Source organism: Chitinophaga pinensis (genome assembly GCF_007896845.1).
Lineage (GTDB): Bacteria > Bacteroidota > Bacteroidia > Chitinophagales > Chitinophagaceae > Chitinophaga > Chitinophaga pinensis_C.
This window is the reverse complement of sequence record NZ_VOHS01000002.1, coordinates 236,731-258,305: the sequence shown is the minus strand read 5'-3', so window position 1 is coordinate 258,305 and position 21,575 is coordinate 236,731. Positions and strand designations below refer to the sequence as shown.

General features: G+C 46.0%; 18 protein-coding genes. 10 read left to right on the top strand and 8 right to left on the bottom strand.

Translation table 11 applies throughout. The annotated features are described in order from the left end of the window. Positions 1 to 46 precede the first annotated feature (46 nt). The 3 genes from nuoL to FEF09_RS02980 are packed head-to-tail and all read left to right on the top strand — an operon-like array spanning position 47 to position 4,836. A complete protein-coding gene (gene nuoL / locus FEF09_RS02990) occupies positions 47 to 1,951 on the top strand; it encodes an NADH-quinone oxidoreductase subunit L (protein ID WP_146303619.1) in 1,905 nt (634 codons plus the stop codon). A gap of 47 nt (positions 1,952 to 1,998) precedes the next feature. After that, positions 1,999 to 3,435: a NuoM family protein gene (locus FEF09_RS02985; protein ID WP_146303617.1), complete on the top strand. Its 1,437-nt coding sequence runs from the start codon at positions 1,999 to 2,001 to the stop codon at positions 3,433 to 3,435. 27 nt (positions 3,436 to 3,462) lie between these two features. Beyond that, positions 3,463 to 4,836, top strand: coding sequence for an NADH-quinone oxidoreductase subunit N (locus FEF09_RS02980; RefSeq protein WP_146303615.1), 1,374 nt, complete (start codon positions 3,463 to 3,465; stop codon positions 4,834 to 4,836). A gap of 90 nt (positions 4,837 to 4,926) precedes the next feature. Here the strand turns inward: FEF09_RS02980 and FEF09_RS02975 are convergent, their stop codons facing one another. Then, on the bottom strand, positions 4,927 to 5,973 hold the full coding sequence (locus FEF09_RS02975) for a phosphotransferase enzyme family protein (protein ID WP_146303613.1): 1,047 nt from the start codon (positions 5,971 to 5,973) through the stop codon (positions 4,927 to 4,929). An 80-nt stretch (positions 5,974 to 6,053) separates the two neighbouring features. Beyond that, positions 6,054 to 7,067 carry a LacI family DNA-binding transcriptional regulator gene (locus FEF09_RS02970; RefSeq protein ID WP_146303611.1) on the bottom strand — a complete coding sequence of 338 codons (1,014 nt, stop codon included), beginning with the start codon at positions 7,065 to 7,067 and terminating at the stop codon, positions 6,054 to 6,056. A gap of 55 nt (positions 7,068 to 7,122) precedes the next feature. Here FEF09_RS02970 and FEF09_RS02965 point away from each other — a divergent pair, with 55 nt between their 5' ends. From FEF09_RS02965 to FEF09_RS02945, 5 genes are all read left to right on the top strand, one after another. Then, on the top strand, positions 7,123 to 8,394 hold the full coding sequence (locus tag FEF09_RS02965) for an ABC transporter permease (protein WP_146303609.1): 1,272 nt from the start codon (positions 7,123 to 7,125) through the stop codon (positions 8,392 to 8,394). 31 nt (positions 8,395 to 8,425) lie between these two features. Beyond that, positions 8,426 to 9,763: a gluconate:H+ symporter gene (locus FEF09_RS02960; RefSeq protein WP_146303607.1), complete on the top strand. Its 1,338-nt coding sequence runs from the start codon at positions 8,426 to 8,428 to the stop codon at positions 9,761 to 9,763. Between the two features lie 20 nt (positions 9,764 to 9,783). Next, positions 9,784 to 10,245 carry a RidA family protein gene (locus tag FEF09_RS02955; RefSeq protein ID WP_146303606.1) on the top strand — a complete coding sequence of 154 codons (462 nt, stop codon included), beginning with the start codon at positions 9,784 to 9,786 and terminating at the stop codon, positions 10,243 to 10,245. A 164-nt stretch (positions 10,246 to 10,409) separates the two neighbouring features. After that, positions 10,410 to 11,516, top strand: a complete 1,107-nt coding sequence (locus tag FEF09_RS02950) for a D-TA family PLP-dependent enzyme (protein ID WP_146303604.1) — start codon at positions 10,410 to 10,412, stop codon at positions 11,514 to 11,516. Positions 11,517 to 11,536: 20 nt separating this feature from the next. After that, positions 11,537 to 12,607, top strand: a complete 1,071-nt coding sequence (locus FEF09_RS02945) for a dipeptidase (RefSeq protein ID WP_146303602.1) — start codon at positions 11,537 to 11,539, stop codon at positions 12,605 to 12,607. 3 nt (positions 12,608 to 12,610) lie between these two features. On the opposite strand, the gene FEF09_RS02940 is transcribed toward FEF09_RS02945, so the two are convergent. Next, entirely contained in the window at positions 12,611 to 13,003 is a 393-nt protein-coding gene (locus FEF09_RS02940; RefSeq protein ID WP_146303601.1) for a hypothetical protein, read from the bottom strand. Positions 13,004 to 13,092: 89 nt separating this feature from the next. Between FEF09_RS02940 and FEF09_RS02935 the strand changes: the two genes are divergently transcribed. Next, entirely contained in the window at positions 13,093 to 13,980 is an 888-nt protein-coding gene (locus tag FEF09_RS02935; RefSeq protein ID WP_146303600.1) for an alpha/beta hydrolase, read from the top strand. Positions 13,981 to 13,986: 6 nt separating this feature from the next. On the opposite strand, the gene FEF09_RS02930 is transcribed toward FEF09_RS02935, so the two are convergent. The 5 genes from FEF09_RS02930 to FEF09_RS02910 form a co-directional block, all read right to left on the bottom strand. Continuing rightward, positions 13,987 to 14,727 carry a hypothetical protein gene (locus FEF09_RS02930; protein WP_146303599.1) on the bottom strand — a complete coding sequence of 247 codons (741 nt, stop codon included), beginning with the start codon at positions 14,725 to 14,727 and terminating at the stop codon, positions 13,987 to 13,989. 83 nt (positions 14,728 to 14,810) lie between these two features. Further along, positions 14,811 to 15,257: a 50S ribosomal protein L9 gene (gene rplI, locus FEF09_RS02925; RefSeq protein WP_012794559.1), complete on the bottom strand. Its 447-nt coding sequence runs from the start codon at positions 15,255 to 15,257 to the stop codon at positions 14,811 to 14,813. A gap of 61 nt (positions 15,258 to 15,318) precedes the next feature. Beyond that, the gene (rpsR, locus tag FEF09_RS02920; RefSeq protein WP_012794558.1) at positions 15,319 to 15,585 is read right to left on the bottom strand and encodes a 30S ribosomal protein S18; all 267 of its coding nucleotides are present in this window, start codon (positions 15,583 to 15,585) and stop codon (positions 15,319 to 15,321) included. 4 nt (positions 15,586 to 15,589) lie between these two features. After that, entirely contained in the window at positions 15,590 to 15,940 is a 351-nt protein-coding gene (gene rpsF, locus FEF09_RS02915) for a 30S ribosomal protein S6 (RefSeq protein WP_261387306.1), read from the bottom strand. Positions 15,941 to 16,071: 131 nt separating this feature from the next. Next, entirely contained in the window at positions 16,072 to 19,335 is a 3,264-nt protein-coding gene (locus FEF09_RS02910) for a choice-of-anchor J domain-containing protein (RefSeq protein WP_146303597.1), read from the bottom strand. Between the two features lie 319 nt (positions 19,336 to 19,654). Between FEF09_RS02910 and htpG the strand changes: the two genes are divergently transcribed. Continuing rightward, positions 19,655 to 21,490, top strand: coding sequence for a molecular chaperone HtpG (htpG, locus tag FEF09_RS02905; RefSeq protein WP_146303596.1), 1,836 nt, complete (start codon positions 19,655 to 19,657; stop codon positions 21,488 to 21,490). The last annotated feature ends 85 nt before the right edge of the window (positions 21,491 to 21,575 follow it).

The following is a 21,575-nucleotide window of genomic DNA, read 5'->3' as shown; positions in this document are numbered from 1 at the left end:
TAACAGCTTGAATCGTAATTGTAAATCGTAATTAGTATTTGAATAGATGATACATCTAGTTTGGCTGGTACCATTTTTACCATTATTAGGATTCCTGGTGAATGGATTGGGAAGAAGATACCTCTCCAAATCACTGGCGGGTATAGTAGGAAGCGGAGCTGTATTAGCTGCCTTTGTGATTAGCTTACTGATTTTCCTGGAAGTGAAAGCCCCGGGATTTCAGGCGCAGGTAGTGCCGTTGTTTGATTTTATTTCTGCAGGTAGTCTGCATATTCCTTTCGCATTCCAGGTAGACCAGCTGAGCGCTTTATTCCTGCTGATCATTACCGGTGTCGGTTCATTGATCCACATTTATTCTACCTCTTATATGCATGATGAAAGCAGTGAGGGTTTTGCGCGTTACTTCGCTTACCTGAACCTGTTCGTTTTCTCCATGCTGATTCTCGTACTGGGTGCCAACTATGTGATGATGTTCATCGGATGGGAAGGTGTAGGGCTTTGCTCTTACCTCCTGATAGGCTTCTGGTTCAAGAATACCAATTATAACAATGCTGCCAAGAAAGCGTTCATCATGAACCGTATCGGTGACCTCGGTTTCCTGCTCGGTATCTTCACAATGATCGTACACTTTGGTAGTGTTTCCTTCCCCGAAGTATTTGAAAAAGCTGCGGCACTGGGAGAAGGTAGTAAAGTGATTCCGGCTATCGCTATCCTGCTGTTTGTAGGTGCTGCCGGTAAATCAGCTCAGCTGCCTTTATACACCTGGTTACCTGACGCGATGGCGGGTCCTACTCCGGTATCTGCCCTGATCCACGCTGCTACGATGGTAACAGCCGGTATCTATATGATCGCACGCAGCAACATTTTATATACTCTTGCGCCATGCATTCAGACAATCGTAGCGATCATTGGTCTGGCTACCGCTGTACTGGCAGCAACTATCGCTCTGAAACAGGATGATATCAAGAAAGTGCTTGCTTACTCTACTGTGAGCCAGCTGGGTTATATGTTCCTCGCACTTGGCGTAGGTGCTTACACCACTGCGGTGTTCCACGTAATGACACACGCATTTTTTAAAGCGTTATTGTTCCTCGGTTCCGGTTCCGTGATCCACGCAATGGGCGGAGAACAGAACATTAATAAGATGGGCGGACTGAAAAAGTATATGCCGGTTACGCACATCACCTTCCTGATCGGTTGTCTGGCTATCGCTGGTATCCCGGGCCTGTCAGGTTTCTTCTCTAAAGACGAAATCCTTGCTGAAACTTTCATATCCAATAAGATAATGTATGGTATCGCGCTCCTCACTGCACTGATGACCGCTTTCTATATGTTCCGCTTATACTACATCACCTTCTGTGGAAAATTCCGTGGTACACACGAACAGGAACATCACCTGCACGAAAGTCCTGCGGCTATCACTATTCCGCTGATCATTCTGGCGGTATTATCCGTAGTAGGTGGTTATGTTGGTTTACCGGAAGTATTCGGTACCCACAGTATCCTGAAAGAGTATCTGGCTCCTGTATTTGCGCCTTCAGCGCCTTTCATACATGAGCACGAGCACCTGACACACAATACTGAGTGGTTATTAATGGCACTGAGTTCCGTACTGGTGATCATCACGATCTTCTTTGCACGCAGCTGGTACCGCAATTATGAAGATAATGGAGAACCTCGTACCGGTATTGCCAAAGTACTGGAAAACAAATGGTACGTGGATGAGTTATACGATGCGATCATAGTGAAACCCCTGATGATGCTGAGCCGTTTCTTTGAAGAGGCAATAGAGAAATCAGGTATTGACCGTCTGGTGAATGGTGTAGGTCGTGGCGTACACTGGGGCAGCCAGCAGGTAAGACTGCTGCAGAGCGGCCAGGTAGGCTTCTACATTTTTGCTATGGTAATTGGAATGGTAGTTTTATTCGTGATAGGCTTCCTGCTGAAATAAGAAACTACCTGCACCATCATTAAAAAAGGACAAGTTTAGATATAATTATGTTGACAGTATTACTCATATTGATTCCTTTAGTTGCGGGCCTGGTTACGTTTGGTCTGAAGGGGTCTGGCCCTAAAGCGCTTGGTTTGGTGGCATCCCTGGCTTCGCTGGCAGTAACAGTTGCTGCTTTGTTCCAGTTCAGGACTGCTCCGGATGCGCTGCAACTGACTGCAAACTGGATTCCTCAGCTGGGCGCACAGTTTAGTGTCGGACTGGATGGAATGGGCCTGATGCTTTGTTTGCTGACAGCCATCTCTTTTCTGCTGATCTTTATCGTTATCTATAACAGAGAATATGAACGCGCTAACAGTTTCTATGGTCTGATGCTGTTGTCTCAGGCCGGTCTGGTAGGGGTGTTCACAGCGTATGACGCTTTGTTATTCTACGTTTTCTGGGAACTGGCACTGATTCCGGTGTATTTCCTTTGCTCACTCTGGGGGGGCGAAAAACGTATTCCGGTTACATTTAAATTCTTTGTATACACCTTCGCAGGTTCCCTGCTGATGCTCGTAGGTCTGATCTATATCTACCTGCAAACGCCGGAGCATTCTTTCAGCTACGCCAGCTTTGTAAGCGGTGCTGTTGCTCCACAGGACCAATCATGGTTGTTCTGGCTGTTCTTCGTAGCATTCGCTATCAAGATGCCGATCTTCCCTTTCCACACATGGCAGCCTGACACTTACGAACAATCACCAACCCCTGTTACAATGGTACTTTCCGGTATCATGGTGAAAATGGGTCTTTTCGGTGTGATCCGCTGGTTACTGCCTGTACTGCCGAAAGGTGCTTATATGTGGTCAGATGTGGCGATCGTACTGTCTATTATCGGTATCATCTATGCATCCTGCATCGCAATCGTACAGTCAGATATCAAACGCCTGATCGCTTACTCCTCTATCGCCCACATCGGTCTGATGAGCGCTGCTATCTTCACTAACAATGAACAGAGCTTACAGGGTCTGATGGTACAGATGTTTAACCACGGTATCAACATCATTGGTCTTTGGATCATCGTTGAAATCATCCAGAACCGTCTGAAAATTAAGAACCTGAACGAGATGGGAGGTATTGCTCAGTATGCACCGGGTATCGCCATCTTCCTCGTAACTATCAGTCTTGCCAATATCGCTTTACCATTGACCAACGGTTTCATCGGGGAGTTCCTGATGTTGAGTGGGTTATTCCAGTACAATGTCTGGTTCATGGCTGTAGCCGGATTGGGTATCATCCTCGGAGCGGTATACACGCTGAACATGATACAGAAAGTAATCTTCGGACAGAGCAATCAGCTGACCGAAACAACTACTGATCTGAAAGGAAATGAGTTGGTGGTACTGATCATCATCGTAGGTATCATTCTGGTACTGGGTTTCTATCCGAAGCCTATGCTGGAGCTGGTAAGCAGCACTACTGAATTGGTTAACAAGGTTTATTAAAAAGTTGTTCTTTCGTAACACAGGAATATGAATGCATTAATATCTACTGCTTTATCGGGCGTTGTAATGATGTTTGCGGGTTTATTTATCGGTAATAAGCAGCGCATAAAATTTGTAGCCATAGTTGTACTGCTGATTTCATTTGCAGCCAACCTGGCGGAGTTATCTACCATTGGAGCAGGCGAGCGTACCTTATATGGCATGATCACCATCAGCCACTTCAGTATCTTATTCAATGCAATCGCATTGGGTAGTACATTGATCTATTTCTTATTATCCGGCAGTGCTTTTGAAAAAGTAGGCGAACACGTTTCTGACTATTTCGCACTTATCTTCTTCATCCTGTCTGGTATCACACTGGTTTCTACTTTCAGCAGCTTATTAATACTCTTCCTGGCAATAGAGATTATGTCTATTCCACAGTATATACTGGCTGGTGCGGATAAGAAAACGCCTAAAAGCACAGAAGCTTCCCTGAAGTACTTCCTGATGGGCTCTTTCTCTACCGGTATCCTGCTGATGGGTATTGCACTGATCTACGGTGCTACCGGTACTTTCAACGTAGCTGAACTGGGTCTGGGTGCAGGTAAAGTGAATACACTGGCATTGTGCGGTATCATCCTGATGGCTTTCGCATTATCTTTCAAAGTATCTGCTGCGCCTTTCCACTTCTGGACGCCGGATGTATATGACGGTTCTCCTACCGTGTTCACTTCTTTCATGGCTACAGTGGTAAAAGCAGGTGGTTTCATCGCGTTTATCAGAGTATTCCATGGTGCATTCGTAGGTGAAAGACTGACGGCTGACTGGCAGCTGCTGCTGGCGATCATTACCGCAGCTACGCTGATCATCGGTAACTTCACCGCTGTGTTCCAGCAAAGCGTTAAACGTATGCTGGCTTACTCCAGTATCGCGCAGGCAGGTTTCATGCTGCTGGCTGTTATCTCTATGAATACTTTCGCTACACAGGGTATCATCCTGTATGCGGCAGCATATAGCGTAGCAACCATCGGTATTTTCGCTGTGATGATCAAACTGAAAGATTATACTTTCGATGGTTTCAACGGACTGGCCCGTACGCAACCAGTACTGGCTATCACCACCACGATCTTTGTATGTTCACTGGCAGGTATTCCTCTGACAGCAGGTTTCTTTGCTAAATACTTTGTACTGGCAGCAGCCGTTCAACAGGGTAACCTGTTATGGCTGGTGATCACTGCTGTGATCTGTGCAGCTATCAGTGCATACTACTATTTCCGCGTGATCATCGCCATGTACTTCAAACAAGGCGAAGCTGAAACCGCAGAGATCAGTGGCAGCTTTAAACTGATGCTGATCATTACAGCAGCAATCGTTATTCTGCTGGGTATCTTCCCTGGATTATTATTACAGTTTATCTAGTAGATAAGCGCAAGATAAAAACGGAAATACCGGCCAGTTGGCCGGTATTTTTTTTGGTGTGTTGGTGCTGCTTTTCAAGCGTTGTGACAGCTAATCTGCCGCCACTGAAGAAAGCGTTTGTTCCTGTTGCGTGATGCTGTTCAGTAGTGTCAGCTGATTACGCGCCCGCAGGAGATTATGACGTTCATATTTTGCGCCGTAGTAACTATCATTGTTGAAATAATCCGTCAGAAAACGGATGGCCTGCATATACACAAGAAACTGTCCGGCATACACCAGATGTGCTTTTTCTGCCTCACTCAGTTCATCCTTCATCTCGCTCAGATATCCCTGTACAATTGCCCGATAATAATCTGCTCTTACCTGTACTCTGCTGAAATCAGTTTCTTCTTCACTGACAGGGGAGAGATAGGTGCGCATCATATCTCCGAAATCACTGATGAAATAACCCGGCATCACAGTATCCAGATCAATTACACAGATGCCCTTATCTGCCTTGTCAAACAATACGTTGCTGATCTTTGTATCATGATGCATGACGCGCATCTTGAAATCAGGATGCTGCTGAATAGCCTCAAATGTCGCAGTGAGATGCTGATAGCTACGGATCATGTCAATATCTGCCGCAGCTTCTGCTATCCTTACCGCATTGCCTTGTTGTATAGCCTGTTCAAACTGTTGATAACGCAGGGTCAGATTGTGAAAATCAGGTAGTGTGTATTGAATCGTATTGATATCAATACCTGACAACAACTTTGTAAACCGACCGAATTGTCTGGCTGCCTCAAATGCCAGTTGTGCATTATCCACCACATCATAGCTGCGCGAATCCGCCACAAAAGGTTGCATACGGAAATAAGTTCCTGCTGCCGTGATATACATTTCCTGTCCGCCAACGGTGCGTACAGGTTGTACAAAGAAATAATCCGGATGGTGCGTATCCAGATACCGGCCGATAGCGCTGATATTATCTGCAATCAGTGCAGGTTGCTTAAATACCCCGTGATTGATGCGTTGCAGGATGTAGTGACGATCGGCCGCAGAGATCTTCCATGTGGCGTTGATAAGGCCACTGCCGAATGGCTGAATATGGCATTCGGCCATTGATAATCCATAAGCTGCCAGTATATCCTGCATTGCTGGTTGATAAAGTTGCTATGCATCAAACATAATGATAAGAATTGAGACAACAGCTGGACAAACGATTGCGCAAATTTTTACTTCCCCGCTGCAATGACCAGTTTTGAATCGATAACAACCTGTTGATAAGCATCTGGTGCCAGTTTACCAGACAACAGATCAAGGAGAATTTCGGTGGCTTTCTGTCCCTGCAGATAGGGGTATTGTTCAACGGAGGCAAGGGGAGGATATGCCATATAACTACTCAGCGGCAGGTTAGCATAACTGACGAAGCAAATGTCCTTATTGATCTGTACACCCTGTTCGGCGGCATATTGTACGGCGTCCTGTGAAACGTAGTCATTAAAGGCGACAACGGCTGTTATTTTCCTTTTATGCGACAGTAACTGTTGCATAGCCTGACAGGTTCCTTCTTTTGTAAGGTCGCTGTGTATATTGAGGGTAGCATCGTATTTCAGGCGTTGCTGCTGCATGGCTTTCTGGTAACCTGTTGTACGTTGCCGGCTGGCGATCAGCTTTTCCGGACCATTGATCATTCCGATGACCCGGTGGCCCTGTTGTAGCAACAAAGAGACTGCCTGAATCGTGCCTGATTCCATATTCGAGGCGACGTAGTGAATATCTTTCATATCGGGAATCCGGTCAAAGAACACAACCGGGATATTATACTTCCGCAGCATTTCGAAATGTGCATAGTGTACGGTATTCCTCGCGAGAGATACCAGCAGTCCGTCTACCCGGTGATTTTTCATGATTTCAACTATCTTCTGCTCTCTTGCTGTATCATCATGTGACTGCCCCAGCAGTACCATGTAATTACTTTTATTGGCAGTATCTTCTATACCGCTGATTGCTGCGGAGAAGAAGGCTTCAGACAATTCAGGAAGTACAATACCGAGGGTAAAGGTTTTTTTCTGCTGGAAGAAAATGGCTGTCTGATTGGGCTCATATTGCAGTTCCCGGGCGAGTGCCTGTACCTGCATCCTGGTTTTCAAGCCAATACGCGGATGATTGTGCAAGGCCCTGGATACAGTGGAAGGGGCCAGGTTGAGCCTTTGTGCGATTTCTTTTATAGTAGGTGGATTGGGCATCAGGCCATTTATAGAATAAAAGTAGCGGAAAAAAACTTTTTATTAACTTTAAATCATGCAGTTCCGTGACACATTTTCCCTCGCCTTTCGCTCTGTTAGCGGCAATCGTTTGCGCGCAGGGCTTACTATTGCCATCATTGGTTTTGGTATTATGGCCCTCGTGGGCATTTTTACGGCCATTGATAGTATGAAAAGCAGCATTTACAGCAGTTTTGCGAATATGGGAGCCAACAGCTTCAATATACAGAGCAGGGCACTGAAGATACGTATCGGCGGAGGAGGCGGAGCAACCAAAGGAAACAAGAAAACGAGGGTAAAAACCTCCAATAGTAATATTCCTATTACTTATAAAGAGGCAATTGACTTTAAACGGAAATATGCTTTTCCTGCCACAGTAAGTGTGTCTACCAATGCAACAGGGAACGCGACAGTGTATAAGAATGATAAGAAGACGAATCCGAATGTGCGTGTGATGGGTGGCGATGAAAGTTATCTTCAGTTATCCAATTATACTGTGCGGGAGGGACGTAACCTGAATCAGCTGGATGTCGAATCAGGCAGAAACGTGGCAATACTGGGTATGGATGTTGCGAAGAAGTTGTTTGGTGATAATCTGAAGAATGTTGTTAACAGCTCTATCCGTGTAGGAAATGTACGCTATCGCGTAGTAGGAGTAATGGCGCCTAAAGGAAACAGTGGTTTCATGAGTGCAGATAATGTGGTGATCACTACGGTGAATAATACACGTAGAGTATTTAATCTTCCCAATGCATCTTACAATATCGGCATTTCAGTAAAGGATATTACGAAGATGGACGCTGCAATCGGAGAGGCCACAGGATTATTCAGAGTGGTTCGCCGCCTGGCATTAAATGAAGAAGAGAATTTTTATATCAATAAAAGCGACAGCATTGCAGAGATGCTGTTTGGTACACTGAGTTACGTAGTGTTTGCGGCTGTGTTGATCGGCGCTATTACGTTGTTTGGATCGGCTATCGGTCTGACCAATATCATGCTGGTATCAGTAGCAGAGCGCACGCGTGAAATAGGTGTGAACAAAGCACTGGGAGCAACCAGTAAAGTAATCCGTCAGCAGTTTGTATACGAGTCTATCATCATCAGTTTACTGGGAGGTGTGCTGGGTGTCATACTTGGCATGCTGGTAGGCAACCTCGTATCGTTGCTGACAGGATCCAGTTTTATCATTCCGTGGTTATGGATAACGACCGGGATATTTATCTGTGCGGCGGTAGGGCTTATATCAGGTATTTATCCAGCCATTAAGGCTTCACGTCTGGATCCGATAGTTGCATTGCGTTACGAATAATTAACAGGCACACGCCAACATCCGAACATTCATGGCTTTATTAGTAGTATTTGTTTCCATCCTGCTGCTGGTGTTACTGGTAGCCTATTTCCGGTTAAATACATTTATTGCTTTTCTGATTGTCTGTCTCTTTATGGGACTGGCTCTGAACATGGTCAGAGTACCGGAAGAGAGAATGTCAATTGCTGAGATCACGCAATCTATACAAACAGGTATCGGGAAGACATTGGGCTCTCTGGTGATCATCATTGTATTCGGTAGTATGCTGGGTAAACTGGTGGCTGAGAGCGGTGCTGCACAACGTATTGCCAATGGCCTGATGCATGTGTTCGGCCGGAAGTATGTACAATGGTCTTTGATGCTGACTGGCTTTATCGTGGGAATCCCTTTGTTCTACAATATCGGTTTTGTACTGATGGTGCCACTTATTTTTACAGTGGCTGCCAGAACGAAACTACCGACCGTTTATCTCGGTATTCCGATGCTGGCCTCGCTGTCGGTAACACATGGCTATTTACCGCCTCATCCTTCGCCTACAGCATTGGTGGGTACATTCCATGCAAATATGGGATTAACGCTTATATACGGTCTGATTGTGGCTATTCCTGCCATTATTCTGGCAGGTCCCGTATTTACCCGCTTTCTGAAGCATTATACACAGGAACCTGCACCGTTATTTACTGTCGCACCCATGCCGGAAGATCAGTTGCCCTCTATGGGCACAAGTATTGTAGCCGCATTGCTGCCGGTATTGTTACTGGCAGGTACATCTTTGCTGAAGCTGCGTGCAGCACCTGATACTTTTCTATGGCAGATTACCACCTGGCTGGGAGATCCGGTGATTGTAATGTTACTGGCGGTATTGAATGGTGCCTATGTATTAGGCATTCGCCGGGGATTACCGGTGAAAAAAGTAATGGGAATTATGGAAGACGCTATCCGGGATGTGTCTGTTATCATCCTGATCATTGGTGGTTCCGGTGCCCTGACACAAATGCTGCTGGATAGTAAAGTGAGTCAGGTGATTACAGATAGTTTACAGGGAATGCATATGAACCCGCTGATCCTCGCGTGGAGCATTGCTGCACTGATACGCGTGAGTGTCGGGTCGGCTACAGTTGCCGGACTGACAACAGCCGGTATTGTCGCGCCACTGGTTGCAGGGACTTCCGTGCATCCCAGTCTGATGGTACTGGCTACCGGCGCAGGCAGTCTGATGTTCTCCCACGTGAATGACGGTGGATTCTGGATGTTCAAGGAATATTTTAATTTGTCAGTGAAAGATACTTTCAAGACCTGGTCAGTGATGGAAACAATTGTCTCTGTGGTAGGACTGATCGGTTGTCTGATTTTAAACCTCTTTATCTAATTCAAGAAAAACAGTGCACTATGACACCAACAGAAAATTTTAACGCATTAGGATTGTCATTACCTCCGGCTCCGACGCCACTGGGCGTTTATAAGCCATATCTGATCGATGGAAAATACCTGTATCTGTCAGGTCACGGTCCCGTGCAGGATGATAAAAGCCTGATCATTGGCCGTATTGGTGTTGAGTTTGATATGGAAAAGGGCAAACTGGCTGCAAGACAGGTTGGTCTTACCATGCTGTCTACAATTGTGGAAAACCTGGGTAGTCTGGACAAAGTAAAACGTGTGATCAAAGTATTGGGTATGGTGAACTGTACGCCTGACTTTGAACGTCATCCTTATATCATCAATGGTGCAAGCGAACTGTTCGCAAAAATATGGGGAGAAGAAAATGGGATCGGTGTGCGCAGCGCAGTAGGTATGGGTTCACTGCCGGATAATATCCCGGTTGAAATTGAAGCCTTATTTGAATTGCACTAAGAAAAATTAAGTGTTAAAAATCAGGAATTATGCATTGACTTCAATAGTCTGTATAGTGCATAACTGACGCAGTTAGTATGGCATATTTCCTGCGTCTTACCTGTGACAGATTGGAGCTGACCAATTCTTAATTCCTGATTCTTAATTGCTAATTGTATAAAAGTATGTGGTACGAACTACACAATATCAACACCATCGATACACCCGCTGTGCTTGTGTATCCTGAGCGTATGCTGGAGAATATCCGCTTACTGAAACAAACTGTCGGAGATGTACAGCGCCTGCGCCCGCACATCAAGACCAGTAAGATGATAGAAGCCGTGCAGTTGCTGCAGGGAGAAGGCATTAACAAGTTCAAATGTGCCACTATTGCTGAAGCAGAAATGCTTGGTCTGGCAGGCGCCGGCGATGTATTGCTGGCTTATCAGCCTGTAGGACCGAAAGTTGACCGCTTATTGCAGATAGTAGAGCAATATCCGGACACGAAATATGCCTGTCTTGTGGATAATAGTGCGTCTGCAATCGCTATAGCGGCCACATTCGCCACAGCACAGCGTAATCTCCCGGTTTATCTTGATCTCAATGTTGGGATGAACAGGACGGGGATCGAACCGGGACCGGGTACTGAAGCACAGGATCTCTATCAGGAACTGCTGCATTTGCCGGGTATTACACCGGTTGGCTTACACGCATACGACGGACATCTCCACGATACAGAGTTTGAGTTGCGCAGAGAAAAGTGTAATGCCGGATTTGCACCTGTCATTGCATTAGCCGCCGCTATCACGGAAGCCGGCGCTCCTGCTCCGCAGATCATCGCAGGAGGTACGCCGACCTATGCAATACATGCAGAACGTCCGGGTGTGGAATGCAGTCCGGGAACATTTATTTTTCAGGATTGGGGATATCATAAGCTGCATCCCGAACAACATTTTGATTTTGCCGCTGCCGTTATCACACGGGTGATCTCAGTGATAGATGCTAAACATATCTGTGTTGATCTGGGACATAAGGCAGTAGCTTCCGAGAATCCGCAACCCCGTATTTACTTTCTGAATGCGCCCGATGCTGAACTGCTGGGCCACAGCGAAGAACATATGGTGGTAAAGGTTCCTGATACCTCGCTATATCCGGTGGGAACAGTCCTGTATGGAATACCCATGCATATCTGTCCGACTGTCGCACTGCATGAACGTGTTGGCGTCGTAGAAAACAATAACTGTGTAGCATGGTGGAAAGTGATAGCGAGAGACAGAAAGATCATGATCTAACTTATCAAAAAAATACTCACATGTTTATAGTAGATGCGCATCTTGATCTGAGCATGAATGCGATGGAGTGGAATCGTAACCTGCGCCTGCCGGTTAACGATATCAGGAAGCGCGAAGAAGGAATGACCGATAAGCCTGACCGTGCGAAAGGCGTGGTATCCTTTCCACAATTAAGGGAAGGAAATATCGGACTGGTGGTGGCAACACAGATCGCCAGATTTGTAGCGCCTGATAATCACCTGCCGGGATGGTATTCTCCTGAGCAGGCATGGGCTCAGACGCAAGGGCAGCTCGCGTGGTATAAAGCCATGGAAGATGCCGGAGAGATGACACAGATCACCAATCTGGCCGCTTTGGAAAAACACCTCGCGCTTTGGAATGACGGTACTCCCAACACCAATAAACCGATCGGTTATATCCTGAGTCTGGAAGGGGCTGATTCCATCGTTGACCTTAATTATCTGCAACGCGCTTATGATAATGGTTTACGCGCAGTAGGACCTGCTCACTACGGTCCGGGACGTTATGCACAGGGAACTGATGCAACTGGTTTTATGGGTGAGAAAGGACAGGCATTGCTGAAGGAAATGGAACGCCTGAATATCATTCTGGATGCCACACATCTTTGTGATGATAGTTTCTGGGAAGCCATGGATCATTTTCACGGACATGTATGGGCAAGCCACAATAACGTGCGCGCATTGGTGAATCATAACAGACAGTTCTCTGATGAACAGCTGCAGGAACTGATCAGTCGTGGCGCAGTTATCGGCGGTGCGATGGATGCGTGGATGATGGTACCCGGATGGGTAAGAGGAGTGTCCGATCCGAAAGGTATGGGCGCTTCGCTGGATGTGCTGGTAGACCATATGGATCATATCTGTCAACTGGCAGGTAATGCTCTGCACGTGGGTATCGGGTCAGATCTGGATGGCGCTTTTGGTAAAGAACAGAGTCCCTATGATCTGGAAACAATTGCCGATCTGCAGAAGATCCCGGCTTTGTTTGCAAAGAGAGGATATTCAAAGGAAGATATTGACAATATTATGCACGGAAACTGGCTGAGATTCCTGCGTAAGGCCTGGAGCTAATGGCTAATAATATAATTGTGACAGGACATTGGTCATGTCATTATTCACTGGTTTCAGCTCCAGGAAGCCAGTGAATTGTTCCGGCGTAAGTGTGTGCTTCAATTTGCGCTGAAAGCTCGTCTGATACCCCTTTAATTTCGTACTGTAAGCCTTCGGATTGCTATTATTCAGCGACAGGATAGTAGCGCGCTGCTCCAGAAAGTTCATTACGGCGTCCTGTATCTTTGGTTGCTGCACATCTGTCAGGGACAATGCACTTTTCAGTTTACTGGTAATAGATTTTGCATTTCCTTCTATGTTGGAAAGAGGGCCCTGCTGCATCTGTGCCTGTGTAGCAGCTGGCATAAAGCTCAGGCCGGAGACCAGCAAAAGGGAAAACAATAGTACATTTTTCATGTATGTGGATTCTTAGCAGGAAGGTAAGATTTTTGCTGCATCCTGCTGCTAACCGATTTACGTATATCTCATCATAATCCCCAAAGAATATGCCTGTCTCATCTGTTACCGTATGCCGTATATCCGGTCCTGCATTGTTTTTATCTATATTTTCCCTGATGACGTTTGCCTGTACCAAACTGGGCTCAGCTGCACGGGACACAGCGACTGCATTACCTGCCATGGAATTATTGAATGAACATTACGGAAAAGACTCGCTACAGGTCATGGACATCTATCTGCCCGCCGGCAGGGATCCTGCCATCACGCATATCATGGTGTTTGTGCATGGTGGTGGATGGATGGGAAGCGATAAGCGGGATTATACCCCACATATTGACAATATGAAGAGCCGGGATGCAAAGTATGCCTATGTGAATCTGAATTACCGCCTCGTGAAAGATGGGAAAAACACGTTCCCCGCTGCAGAAGAAGATGTCAATACTGCATTGCAATATGTCTGGAAAATGGCCGACAGCTTTCATATTTCCCGGGCTACCGGTATAATCGGTACCAGTGCCGGCGCTCATCTGGCAGCATTACAGGCAAATAAACACAATGAGAAAGGGTATATCAAAGCGGCAGTCTATTTATTGGGTGTGTATGACATGCAACGCTTTTATGATGAAGGCAGCGCAGGTGTACCCCAACTGGCAGCAGCAGTATTAGGAGGAACCCCGGGGCAGCGGACAGATTTATACCGTACTTCCAGTCCTCTGTTGTATGTCAATGAAAAAACGCCACCTACCTTGCTGATACATGGTACCGAAGATACACTTGCACGTTATTCACAGGCAGTCGCGATGGACAGCGTACTGAAGAAAGCGGGCGTCATACATGAACTATACAGTTTCCGCGGCGGGCATGCAATACCGGCCGACAAGATAGTTGACGCTGCAGAGAAGATGTTTGATTTTATTGCAAAGTATACGAAGTAACCACCCTTATCTGATTACCAGTTTCACTGGTTTGGGCTTTTCATTCATATCATCGTCCAATACGATGTATTCTGCTTCAATACTCTGATTGTCCAGCCATTTCATCTGGCCGGGGCCCCATTTGCTGAACTCTACTTCGCCTTCCTGCGTCAGTGTATTATTAGCATAGGAGAAGAGCTGAAAACCATTGCTATTAAAGCCTGCCACCAGATCAACAGAAGGACAGATAATATACTTATGGTCGGGAGAGATGACAGGAATACCCCATACATGGGTAACCGTGCCATTGTCAGCATTGATCAGCAGATAATCGCTGGACTCGTAGTAACCGCCAAATACAAGGTATTGGTGGATGGCAGGAATATAGCCCGCGTAGAAATAGTTGGCGTATTTGCTGTCGTCTGCATCACGGGTATTATTCGCAATCAGTGTAGTCTGACCATTGTTCAGCGTGATATAAAGGGAATCACCCTGACGTTTGACATGTGCACGGTCTTTTGCGATCTGACTCTCTTCTGTACTGTCATAGTCAGGAGTAGCCAGTTTATCAAATGAGGACTGCGCAAGCGGCTGTATACTGAAATGTTTATTACCTACGCTGAAGGTATCTGTGTCGCGTAGTACCCTCCCGGTAACAGGAGGTTCTTCTATATGAGCAGTATCGCGTACGGAGTCGCTTATTTCTGTGCTTTCATTGCAGGAGAATAGGATACCTGCAGCTAGGAATAGAGATAAATACGTTTTCATAGACAGTACAAAGATAGGTAACTACATAAAAAAATCCCGCCTCATTTAAAATGAGACGGGACTTTTTGAAGAATATGTGAGTCTTATTCAGCCACAACTTCGAATTCCAGTTCAGCTTCATTGCCTTTACCGAAATCCAGTTTCGCTTTGTAAGTGCCTAATTCTTTTACATCATCCAGGATGTGGATGCGGCGACGATCGATTTCGTAACCTTTCTGCTCTTTAATAGCACGTGCAATCTGCACACCAGTTACGCTACCGAAAATCTTACCGGAAGTACCGGTTTTAGCGCCAATTTTAACGGGACCTGCTTTCAGCACTTCCACTACTTTGGCGATTTCAGCTAACATTTTCTCTTCTTTTACTTTCTGCACTTTCAGGCGCTCCTGGAGTTGCTTCAGGTTAGAAGGGCTAGCTTCTACCGCAAATTTCTGCGGGATCAGAAAATTCCTGGCGTAACCGTTTTTAACGGTAGCCAGCTCATTTTTCTGGCCCAGGTTATCTACGTCTTGTATTAAGATTACTTGCATTGTTAATTAGTTTTAAGGACCTTTAATTACCCGGCTTACACCGGAAACCTAGGTGGTTTGTTTATTTTAAAAGGTCAGTAACGTAAGGTAACAAAGCCATTTGACGGGCTTTCTTAATAGCCTGCGCTACTTTACGCTGGAATTTCAGAGAGTTACCGGAGATACGACGAGGTAACATTTTACCCTGATCGTTCAGGAATTTCTTCAGGAACTCAGCGTCTTTGTAATCTACATACCGGATGCCTAACTTCTTGAAACGGCAATATTTCTTTGCGCGCTTCTCAGTCTTTACGGCCGTTAAATACTTAATTTCTTGTTTTACTGCCATAATTTTAAGCTTCTGCGGTTTTAGAATCAGCGTTTACGCCATTTCTCTTACGGTTGTTGTACTGAACAGCATATTTGTCTAATGCTGTAGTCATGTGACGAAGTACATTCTCATCACGGTTCAGCTGAATTTTCAGCTTCTCATTGAGGTCGGATGGCGCGCTGTACTCCAGTACCAGGTACATGCCCGTGGTTTTCTTCTGGATTGGGTACGCCAGTGATCTTAATCCCCAGGGATTTTCGTGCGTTACTTCTCCGCCATTCTCTTTAATGAAATCAGCGAATTTTTTCTGAGCAGCTTTGTAGTCTTCCTCAGACAGCACAGGGGTAAAGATCACCATCAATTCGTAGTTCATAATTTCCCTGTTTTTAATTGTTTGAAAAAATTAGGAGTGCAAAGATACTTAAATTGCTGACACCAGCAAATAAAAAGGCCGCTCTGTGGTGAACAGAGCGGCCGGATCGTTCAAGGTTTCTTCAAAAAAGATCAGTGGCTAACAAGTATTTTGCTTACCTGCGTACCTTCCACGCTCGTTACGCGAAGAATATAGATACCGTTAGATAAGTTACTGATATCCAGTGATTTGATATTTCTGCCTTTGTTCAGGATGGTTTGTCCCTGATACCTTACACGGCCTTGCATATCAACAAGTTGTAACTGTGCCGGACCAGCCTTCTGCATGTCTATCCACATCTGCAGCTGGTTGCCAAAAATACACCAGAAGAGTTTCTGTAAAAGATCTCGCACCGTTACCACAACTCTCTGATTCTCACTGTAACTAACCTTGCCGTCCAGACTCGTGATCTTCAGTCTGTAGTAGGATACGCCTAACCACGGACGGGTATCATAAGTCGTATAACTAACCGGTTGTGACGTAGTTCCATGCGCGGCCACAGTATCTACGGATTCAAATTGAGATTGGTTTCTGGACCTTTGAATAATATAATCTCTGAGATTCAGTTCATAAGGCGTGCTCCAGGTCAGTTTAACATCTCCGGTGTCCACCGATGCAGCAAATTCAAGCGCAACCGGATGGGCCAGCACATGCAGATTGTAATTGGTCTGAACCGGATAGTGGTCGGTCGTCGTGCTGCTATAGCTGTTTACCAATGTCTCCACTTCCTTTCGTACACGGGCAGATCCCGGCAGATAACTCAGTGCCATCTCATCAGAGATCAGCACATTGTCAATTACTGTGTTAAAGGAGGCGGTCGACTGCTGCCCCTGCAGGCTCAGCGGCAGTGTTACCGGTTTATAATGAATACTGTCATTGATAAAGTCAATATATGAGGTGGTTGTGTCAGGCGCCAGCTCAGTCGTAATGGTCTTGTCAAATGCATCATTAAAATCACCCAGTACGATCAGATTAGCTGTCGGATACTGCACATCCAGCGAATCCTTCAGTTCCAGTGCACCGTTTCTGCGTCTGCTCCATGATTCGATCTTGTCTGAAGCAGTACCCGTATTCGCTTTGGCATGTAACAATACAAAACGGATCAGGGCGCTGTCATTGTTCAGCTTAGCCCGCGCTTCCAGCAGGAAAGGGAAACGACCGGAAGACCAGTTATAATAGGCATTACTGCTGCCACCCTGACGCAATACACCATAAGAGCGCAATCCTTTGATAACAGAAGTCTTATACAGGAAGGCCAGTTTTTGTGCAGATACATAATCCACATCCTTTATACTGTCAGCATAAGAACCAAAGTCAGATATAATATAACTATAGCCCGGCATCTGGTTGGCTACCGCTCTGAAACGGGCAGTATCTACTACTTCTGCCAGCGCAAAGATGTCCGCATCCATTTTTTTGAGGATGGTGGTCACATTCGCCTGTTGCAGACTGTCATTCGCCGGATTCTGTACCGGACTGCCAAACCATTCGATATTCCAGTTCACCACTTTCAGCGAACGAAGAGATGTACCTGACAGTCTGATCGTTGGAAGTGCTACGCTATCTGCAGCGAAAGTAATGCTGCCGGTATAGTTCTGATCCGCGCTGGTCGGCTGGAATTTTACCCATACGGTCTTCGGACCGGCATTTAAAGCAGCTGGCTGGTAAGTCAGTGTATGACTGAATGCAGCTGTACTGTCAGGCGCAATGGTAAAGTTGCCGGTTGAGGTAATTGTCAGCGTTTTAGTGAAGTCATTGGCCTGGAAGGTAAATGGCAAGGGCGCTGATGATTGTCCGGCCGGTACATAATCAAAGTCAATGCTGCTGCTGCTAAGGTCCAGCGAAGGTTTAGGTGCTTCCGGACTATTTGTGATAAATACATCATCTAATGTCCAGCGGGCAGCACCTGTCGCAGGAGAGGAGGTATATACAAAGGCGATATAAACGCCGGCTTGTTTAAAGGCAGCCAGATTAACACTGTCTGAAAGTGTCCAGGCATCCGACAGCAAAGCAGGGAAGCGACCGTTTACAGTTGTCCAGTTGGCAGTATTTGGATGGCTGACACCGTCATAGTTGGTAGACACCTTCAGCTGCAGCGACGGACCAGAAAATGCGGTACGGCTATAGAAATTCAGCAAAGGATAGTCAAAACCGGAGAAATCAAAAGCCGGAGAAATAAGCCAGTCTTCGTTTTCGATCGGACCGCCACTATAACCATTGATCTGTATACCATTACTGTTTCTGCCAAAAGTGGTGCAGTCCCAGCGTTGTGCGCCAGTCACGCTATATTGTTTGAAACCCTGTGAGATATTGCCGGTAGCACAACCATTAAAGTCGAAACTCAACTGCTGTAAACCAGTCGTAAACGACCATGCACTGGTGTCGGTCAGTCCGCCGAAAGCATTATCACTCAGATCCAGCACTGCACCGGGTTCAATCGTAATATAATAATGTTGCTGCGCTTGCAGACTGGCTGCAATCGTCACATACTGTGCTGCATAAGACACAATTGAGCTATCAGCCGGGATAAACAGCGCTGTACCGGTCGTACTGTTGTGGATAACCAGTCTGCCATTACCAGCCTTTACAGGTTCCGAAAATATAATAATCGGCTGTGCGGCTGGTGAGACGTCAATACTGCCGTTTGCCGGCCATAAGCTGTCAGCAACTGGTGGTGTTACATCTGCCGCACCGCTGCCTACCTGAATATTATCAATAGCGAAAGACGGCCGGGAACCGCCACCACTGATCTGTCTGTTCACCCAGCGCAACTGTACCAGCGGCTGATTGTCACAGAGGGAAGGCAGTACCAGTGTCCTGTGGGCAGAATCCAGCGGTGTTGTCACGCCCGACCCGGTTTGCTGCGTCGTTGTATTCTGATATTCAATACCGGTAATGTTGGTGAAGTTGCCGGTATTGCCAATACGGTACTGGAGCGTCACCTCATTAATACGGGTATTGGAGGTCCCGTCATAAGGGTTACGAAGGGTCATTACATCGTATTGCACAGCCACATTGGTCTGACCACTGGTCGTTACGGCCAGTACCAGACTGTTATCCACACTTCCGCTATTGAGAAAACCCAGTTTCCCGTTGTAATTATACACACCATTGGTGGTACTGGATGCACCTCCTGTGATCAGTGCCTTGTCTGATGCCGGAGGAAGCACATTAAAATTGCCGGAAGGAGAGCCGGAAAGAGTCCAGCCCTGCCAGCCGTCAGGATAGGTCGTGGAGGCTGGCGACAGGCTATTGAATGACTGCTGGTAAGGCAGTACCTGTGTTGCAGGCTGTGTCTGTGCATACGCACCGGCAAAGCTGGTAACAGCAAGGAAAAGGAGTAGATGTCTTTTCATGTACAATGAGGTTTAGAAAGAAGGGTGTCGGGTAAAAAACATTAGGTCTCAACACTCACCGGGGTCAGGAAGATTAAATCTACAACATTTGTGTTACAGTTAAGGGGCTGCCTGTATGATTTATTTGTTAAGCCGGCGGGAAGACTGCCATTTTGTAAGCCGGAGGGATAGGGACGAACAAGCGACGGCTTAGCGACGAATCTGCGACGGCCAAGCAAAAGCCAGAAAAGCGTATTTTTTGATGCAGTTGCCGACACTTTGTCAGCAAAATGTCTGCTGGCATATCCTTTGTCCGGAAATCCAAAAAAATAAGATACCCATGCAGAAAGGAGCAATACGTGTTCAAACAGAGAACATATTCCCCATTATTAAGAAATTCCTCTATTCAGACCATGAGATCTTCATCCGCGAACTGGTAAGTAACGCTGTGGATGCTACTCAAAAATTAAAGACGCTGGCCAGTGTTGGTGAGTTCAAAGGTGAGCTGGGCACCCCGGAAATTACAGTGACATTAGACAAGGAAAAGAAGACATTGACCATATCCGATATGGGTGTGGGTATGACTGCAGAAGAAGTAGATAAATACATTAACCAGGTTGCGTTTTCAGGTGCTGAAGAGTTCCTGAATAAATATAAAGGACAGACTGACGGTGCTAATATCATTGGTCACTTTGGTCTCGGTTTTTACTCCTCATTTATGGTGAGTAACAAGGTGGAGATCTTTACAAAATCTCATAAACCTGATACAGCAGCTGTACGTTGGGAGTGTGATGGCAGCCCTGAATACGAACTGGAAGAAACCAGCAAAGAAAGCCGTGGTACCGATATCGTACTGCACATCAATGAAGAAAGTGAAGAGTTTCTGGATGACAGCCGTATTCAGAACATCCTCGAAAAGTTTTGTAAGTTCCTGCCAGTGCCTGTAAAATTTGCAGACAAACAACTGAATAACACCAATCCGGCGTGGACAAAGAAACCTGCTGAACTGACTACTGAAGACTATCAGAACTTCTATAAAGAATTATATCCTTACGCAGAAGCACCTTTATTCTGGATCCACCTGAATGTTGACTATCCGTTCAACCTGACCGGTATCCTGTATTTCCCTAAGATCGGTAAGAGCTTTGAAGTACAGAAAGACAAGATCAGTCTGTATTCCAATCAGGTATTTGTGACAGATGAAGTGAAGGATATCGTACCGGAATTCCTGATGTTACTGCACGGTGTGATCGACAGTCCGGATATTCCGCTGAACGTGAGCCGTAGCTATCTGCAGGGTGATCCGAATGTGAAAAAGATCAGCTCTTATATCACAAAGAAAGTGGCTGACAAACTGGATGAAATCTTCCGTAACGATCGTAAGAGCTTTGAAGAGAAATGGGAGTCTATCGGACTGTTTGCCAAATACGGCATGATGACCGATGATAAATTCTCTGAGAAGGCAAACAAGTTCCTGCTGCTGGAAGAAATCACCGAACCGGGTAAGTTCTATACACTGGAAGAATATAAGACAGAAGCAGCTGCACTGCAGACAAATAAAGACAACAAGCTGGTAGTACTGTACGCTACAAACGCCGTACAACAGGATAGTTATATTCAGGCAGCTAAGAACAAAGGCTACAAGATTGTGAAGCTGGATAATATTGTGGATGCAGCATTCATCAACAATATGGAGCCAAGATGGGATAGCATGATGTTCACCCGTGTAGATGCTGATATCGCTGATAATCTGATCAATGTTGATGAGAAGAATGAAAGCGTATTATCTACTGATCAGGAATCAAAACTGAAGGAACTGTTCGGACATATTCCACAGGAACATGTGAAAGTAGAACTGAAGGGATTGAGCGCCGATGCACAACCAGTGATCGTAACACGTCCTGAGTTTATGCGTCGTATGAAAGACATGGCTGCTGTTGGTGGCGCAGGTATGAGCTGGTATGCAAATATGCCTGACGAAATCAACATGACGGTGAATGCTAATCACCCGATCTATCTGCAGATCCTGGGAGAAACAGATAATGACAGACAGCAGAAACAGGTGCGTAACTTGGCAGATCTGGCACTGTTATCACAGAACCTGCTCACCGGTGCTGATCTGACCGCATTCGTGAACAGAAGTGTGGAGTTAATGAGTGCAGAAAAGAAAAATTAATCAGCTCAAAAAGCAAACATTATAGTAGGTTTGCAATAACATTGGCAACCGGAATCCCGTCTCAGTAAGCTTGAGACGGGATTTT

What these genes read in the sequence shown, in the direction of transcription:
- nuoL (WP_146303619.1), top strand. Translation starts at nt 47, where the DNA reads ATGATACATCTAGTTTGGCTGGTACCATTTTTACCATTATTAGGATTC.
- FEF09_RS02985 (WP_146303617.1), top strand. Translation starts at nt 1,999, where the DNA reads ATGTTGACAGTATTACTCATATTGATTCCTTTAGTTGCGGGCCTGGTT.
- FEF09_RS02980 (WP_146303615.1), top strand. Translation starts at nt 3,463, where the DNA reads ATGAATGCATTAATATCTACTGCTTTATCGGGCGTTGTAATGATGTTT.
- FEF09_RS02975 (WP_146303613.1), bottom strand. Translation starts at nt 5,973, where the DNA reads ATGCAGGATATACTGGCAGCTTATGGATTATCAATGGCCGAATGCCAT.
- FEF09_RS02970 (WP_146303611.1), bottom strand. Translation starts at nt 7,067, where the DNA reads ATGCCCAATCCACCTACTATAAAAGAAATCGCACAAAGGCTCAACCTG.
- FEF09_RS02965 (WP_146303609.1), top strand. Translation starts at nt 7,123, where the DNA reads ATGCAGTTCCGTGACACATTTTCCCTCGCCTTTCGCTCTGTTAGCGGC.
- FEF09_RS02960 (WP_146303607.1), top strand. Translation starts at nt 8,426, where the DNA reads ATGGCTTTATTAGTAGTATTTGTTTCCATCCTGCTGCTGGTGTTACTG.
- FEF09_RS02955 (WP_146303606.1), top strand. Translation starts at nt 9,784, where the DNA reads ATGACACCAACAGAAAATTTTAACGCATTAGGATTGTCATTACCTCCG.
- FEF09_RS02950 (WP_146303604.1), top strand. Translation starts at nt 10,410, where the DNA reads ATGTGGTACGAACTACACAATATCAACACCATCGATACACCCGCTGTG.
- FEF09_RS02945 (WP_146303602.1), top strand. Translation starts at nt 11,537, where the DNA reads ATGTTTATAGTAGATGCGCATCTTGATCTGAGCATGAATGCGATGGAG.
- FEF09_RS02940 (WP_146303601.1), bottom strand. Translation starts at nt 13,003, where the DNA reads ATGAAAAATGTACTATTGTTTTCCCTTTTGCTGGTCTCCGGCCTGAGC.
- FEF09_RS02935 (WP_146303600.1), top strand. Translation starts at nt 13,093, where the DNA reads ATGCCTGTCTCATCTGTTACCGTATGCCGTATATCCGGTCCTGCATTG.
- FEF09_RS02930 (WP_146303599.1), bottom strand. Translation starts at nt 14,727, where the DNA reads ATGAAAACGTATTTATCTCTATTCCTAGCTGCAGGTATCCTATTCTCC.
- rplI (WP_012794559.1), bottom strand. Translation starts at nt 15,257, where the DNA reads ATGCAAGTAATCTTAATACAAGACGTAGATAACCTGGGCCAGAAAAAT.
- rpsR (WP_012794558.1), bottom strand. Translation starts at nt 15,585, where the DNA reads ATGGCAGTAAAACAAGAAATTAAGTATTTAACGGCCGTAAAGACTGAG.
- rpsF (WP_261387306.1), bottom strand. Translation starts at nt 15,940, where the DNA reads ATGAACTACGAATTGATGGTGATCTTTACCCCTGTGCTGTCTGAGGAA.
- FEF09_RS02910 (WP_146303597.1), bottom strand. Translation starts at nt 19,335, where the DNA reads ATGAAAAGACATCTACTCCTTTTCCTTGCTGTTACCAGCTTTGCCGGT.
- htpG (WP_146303596.1), top strand. Translation starts at nt 19,655, where the DNA reads ATGCAGAAAGGAGCAATACGTGTTCAAACAGAGAACATATTCCCCATT.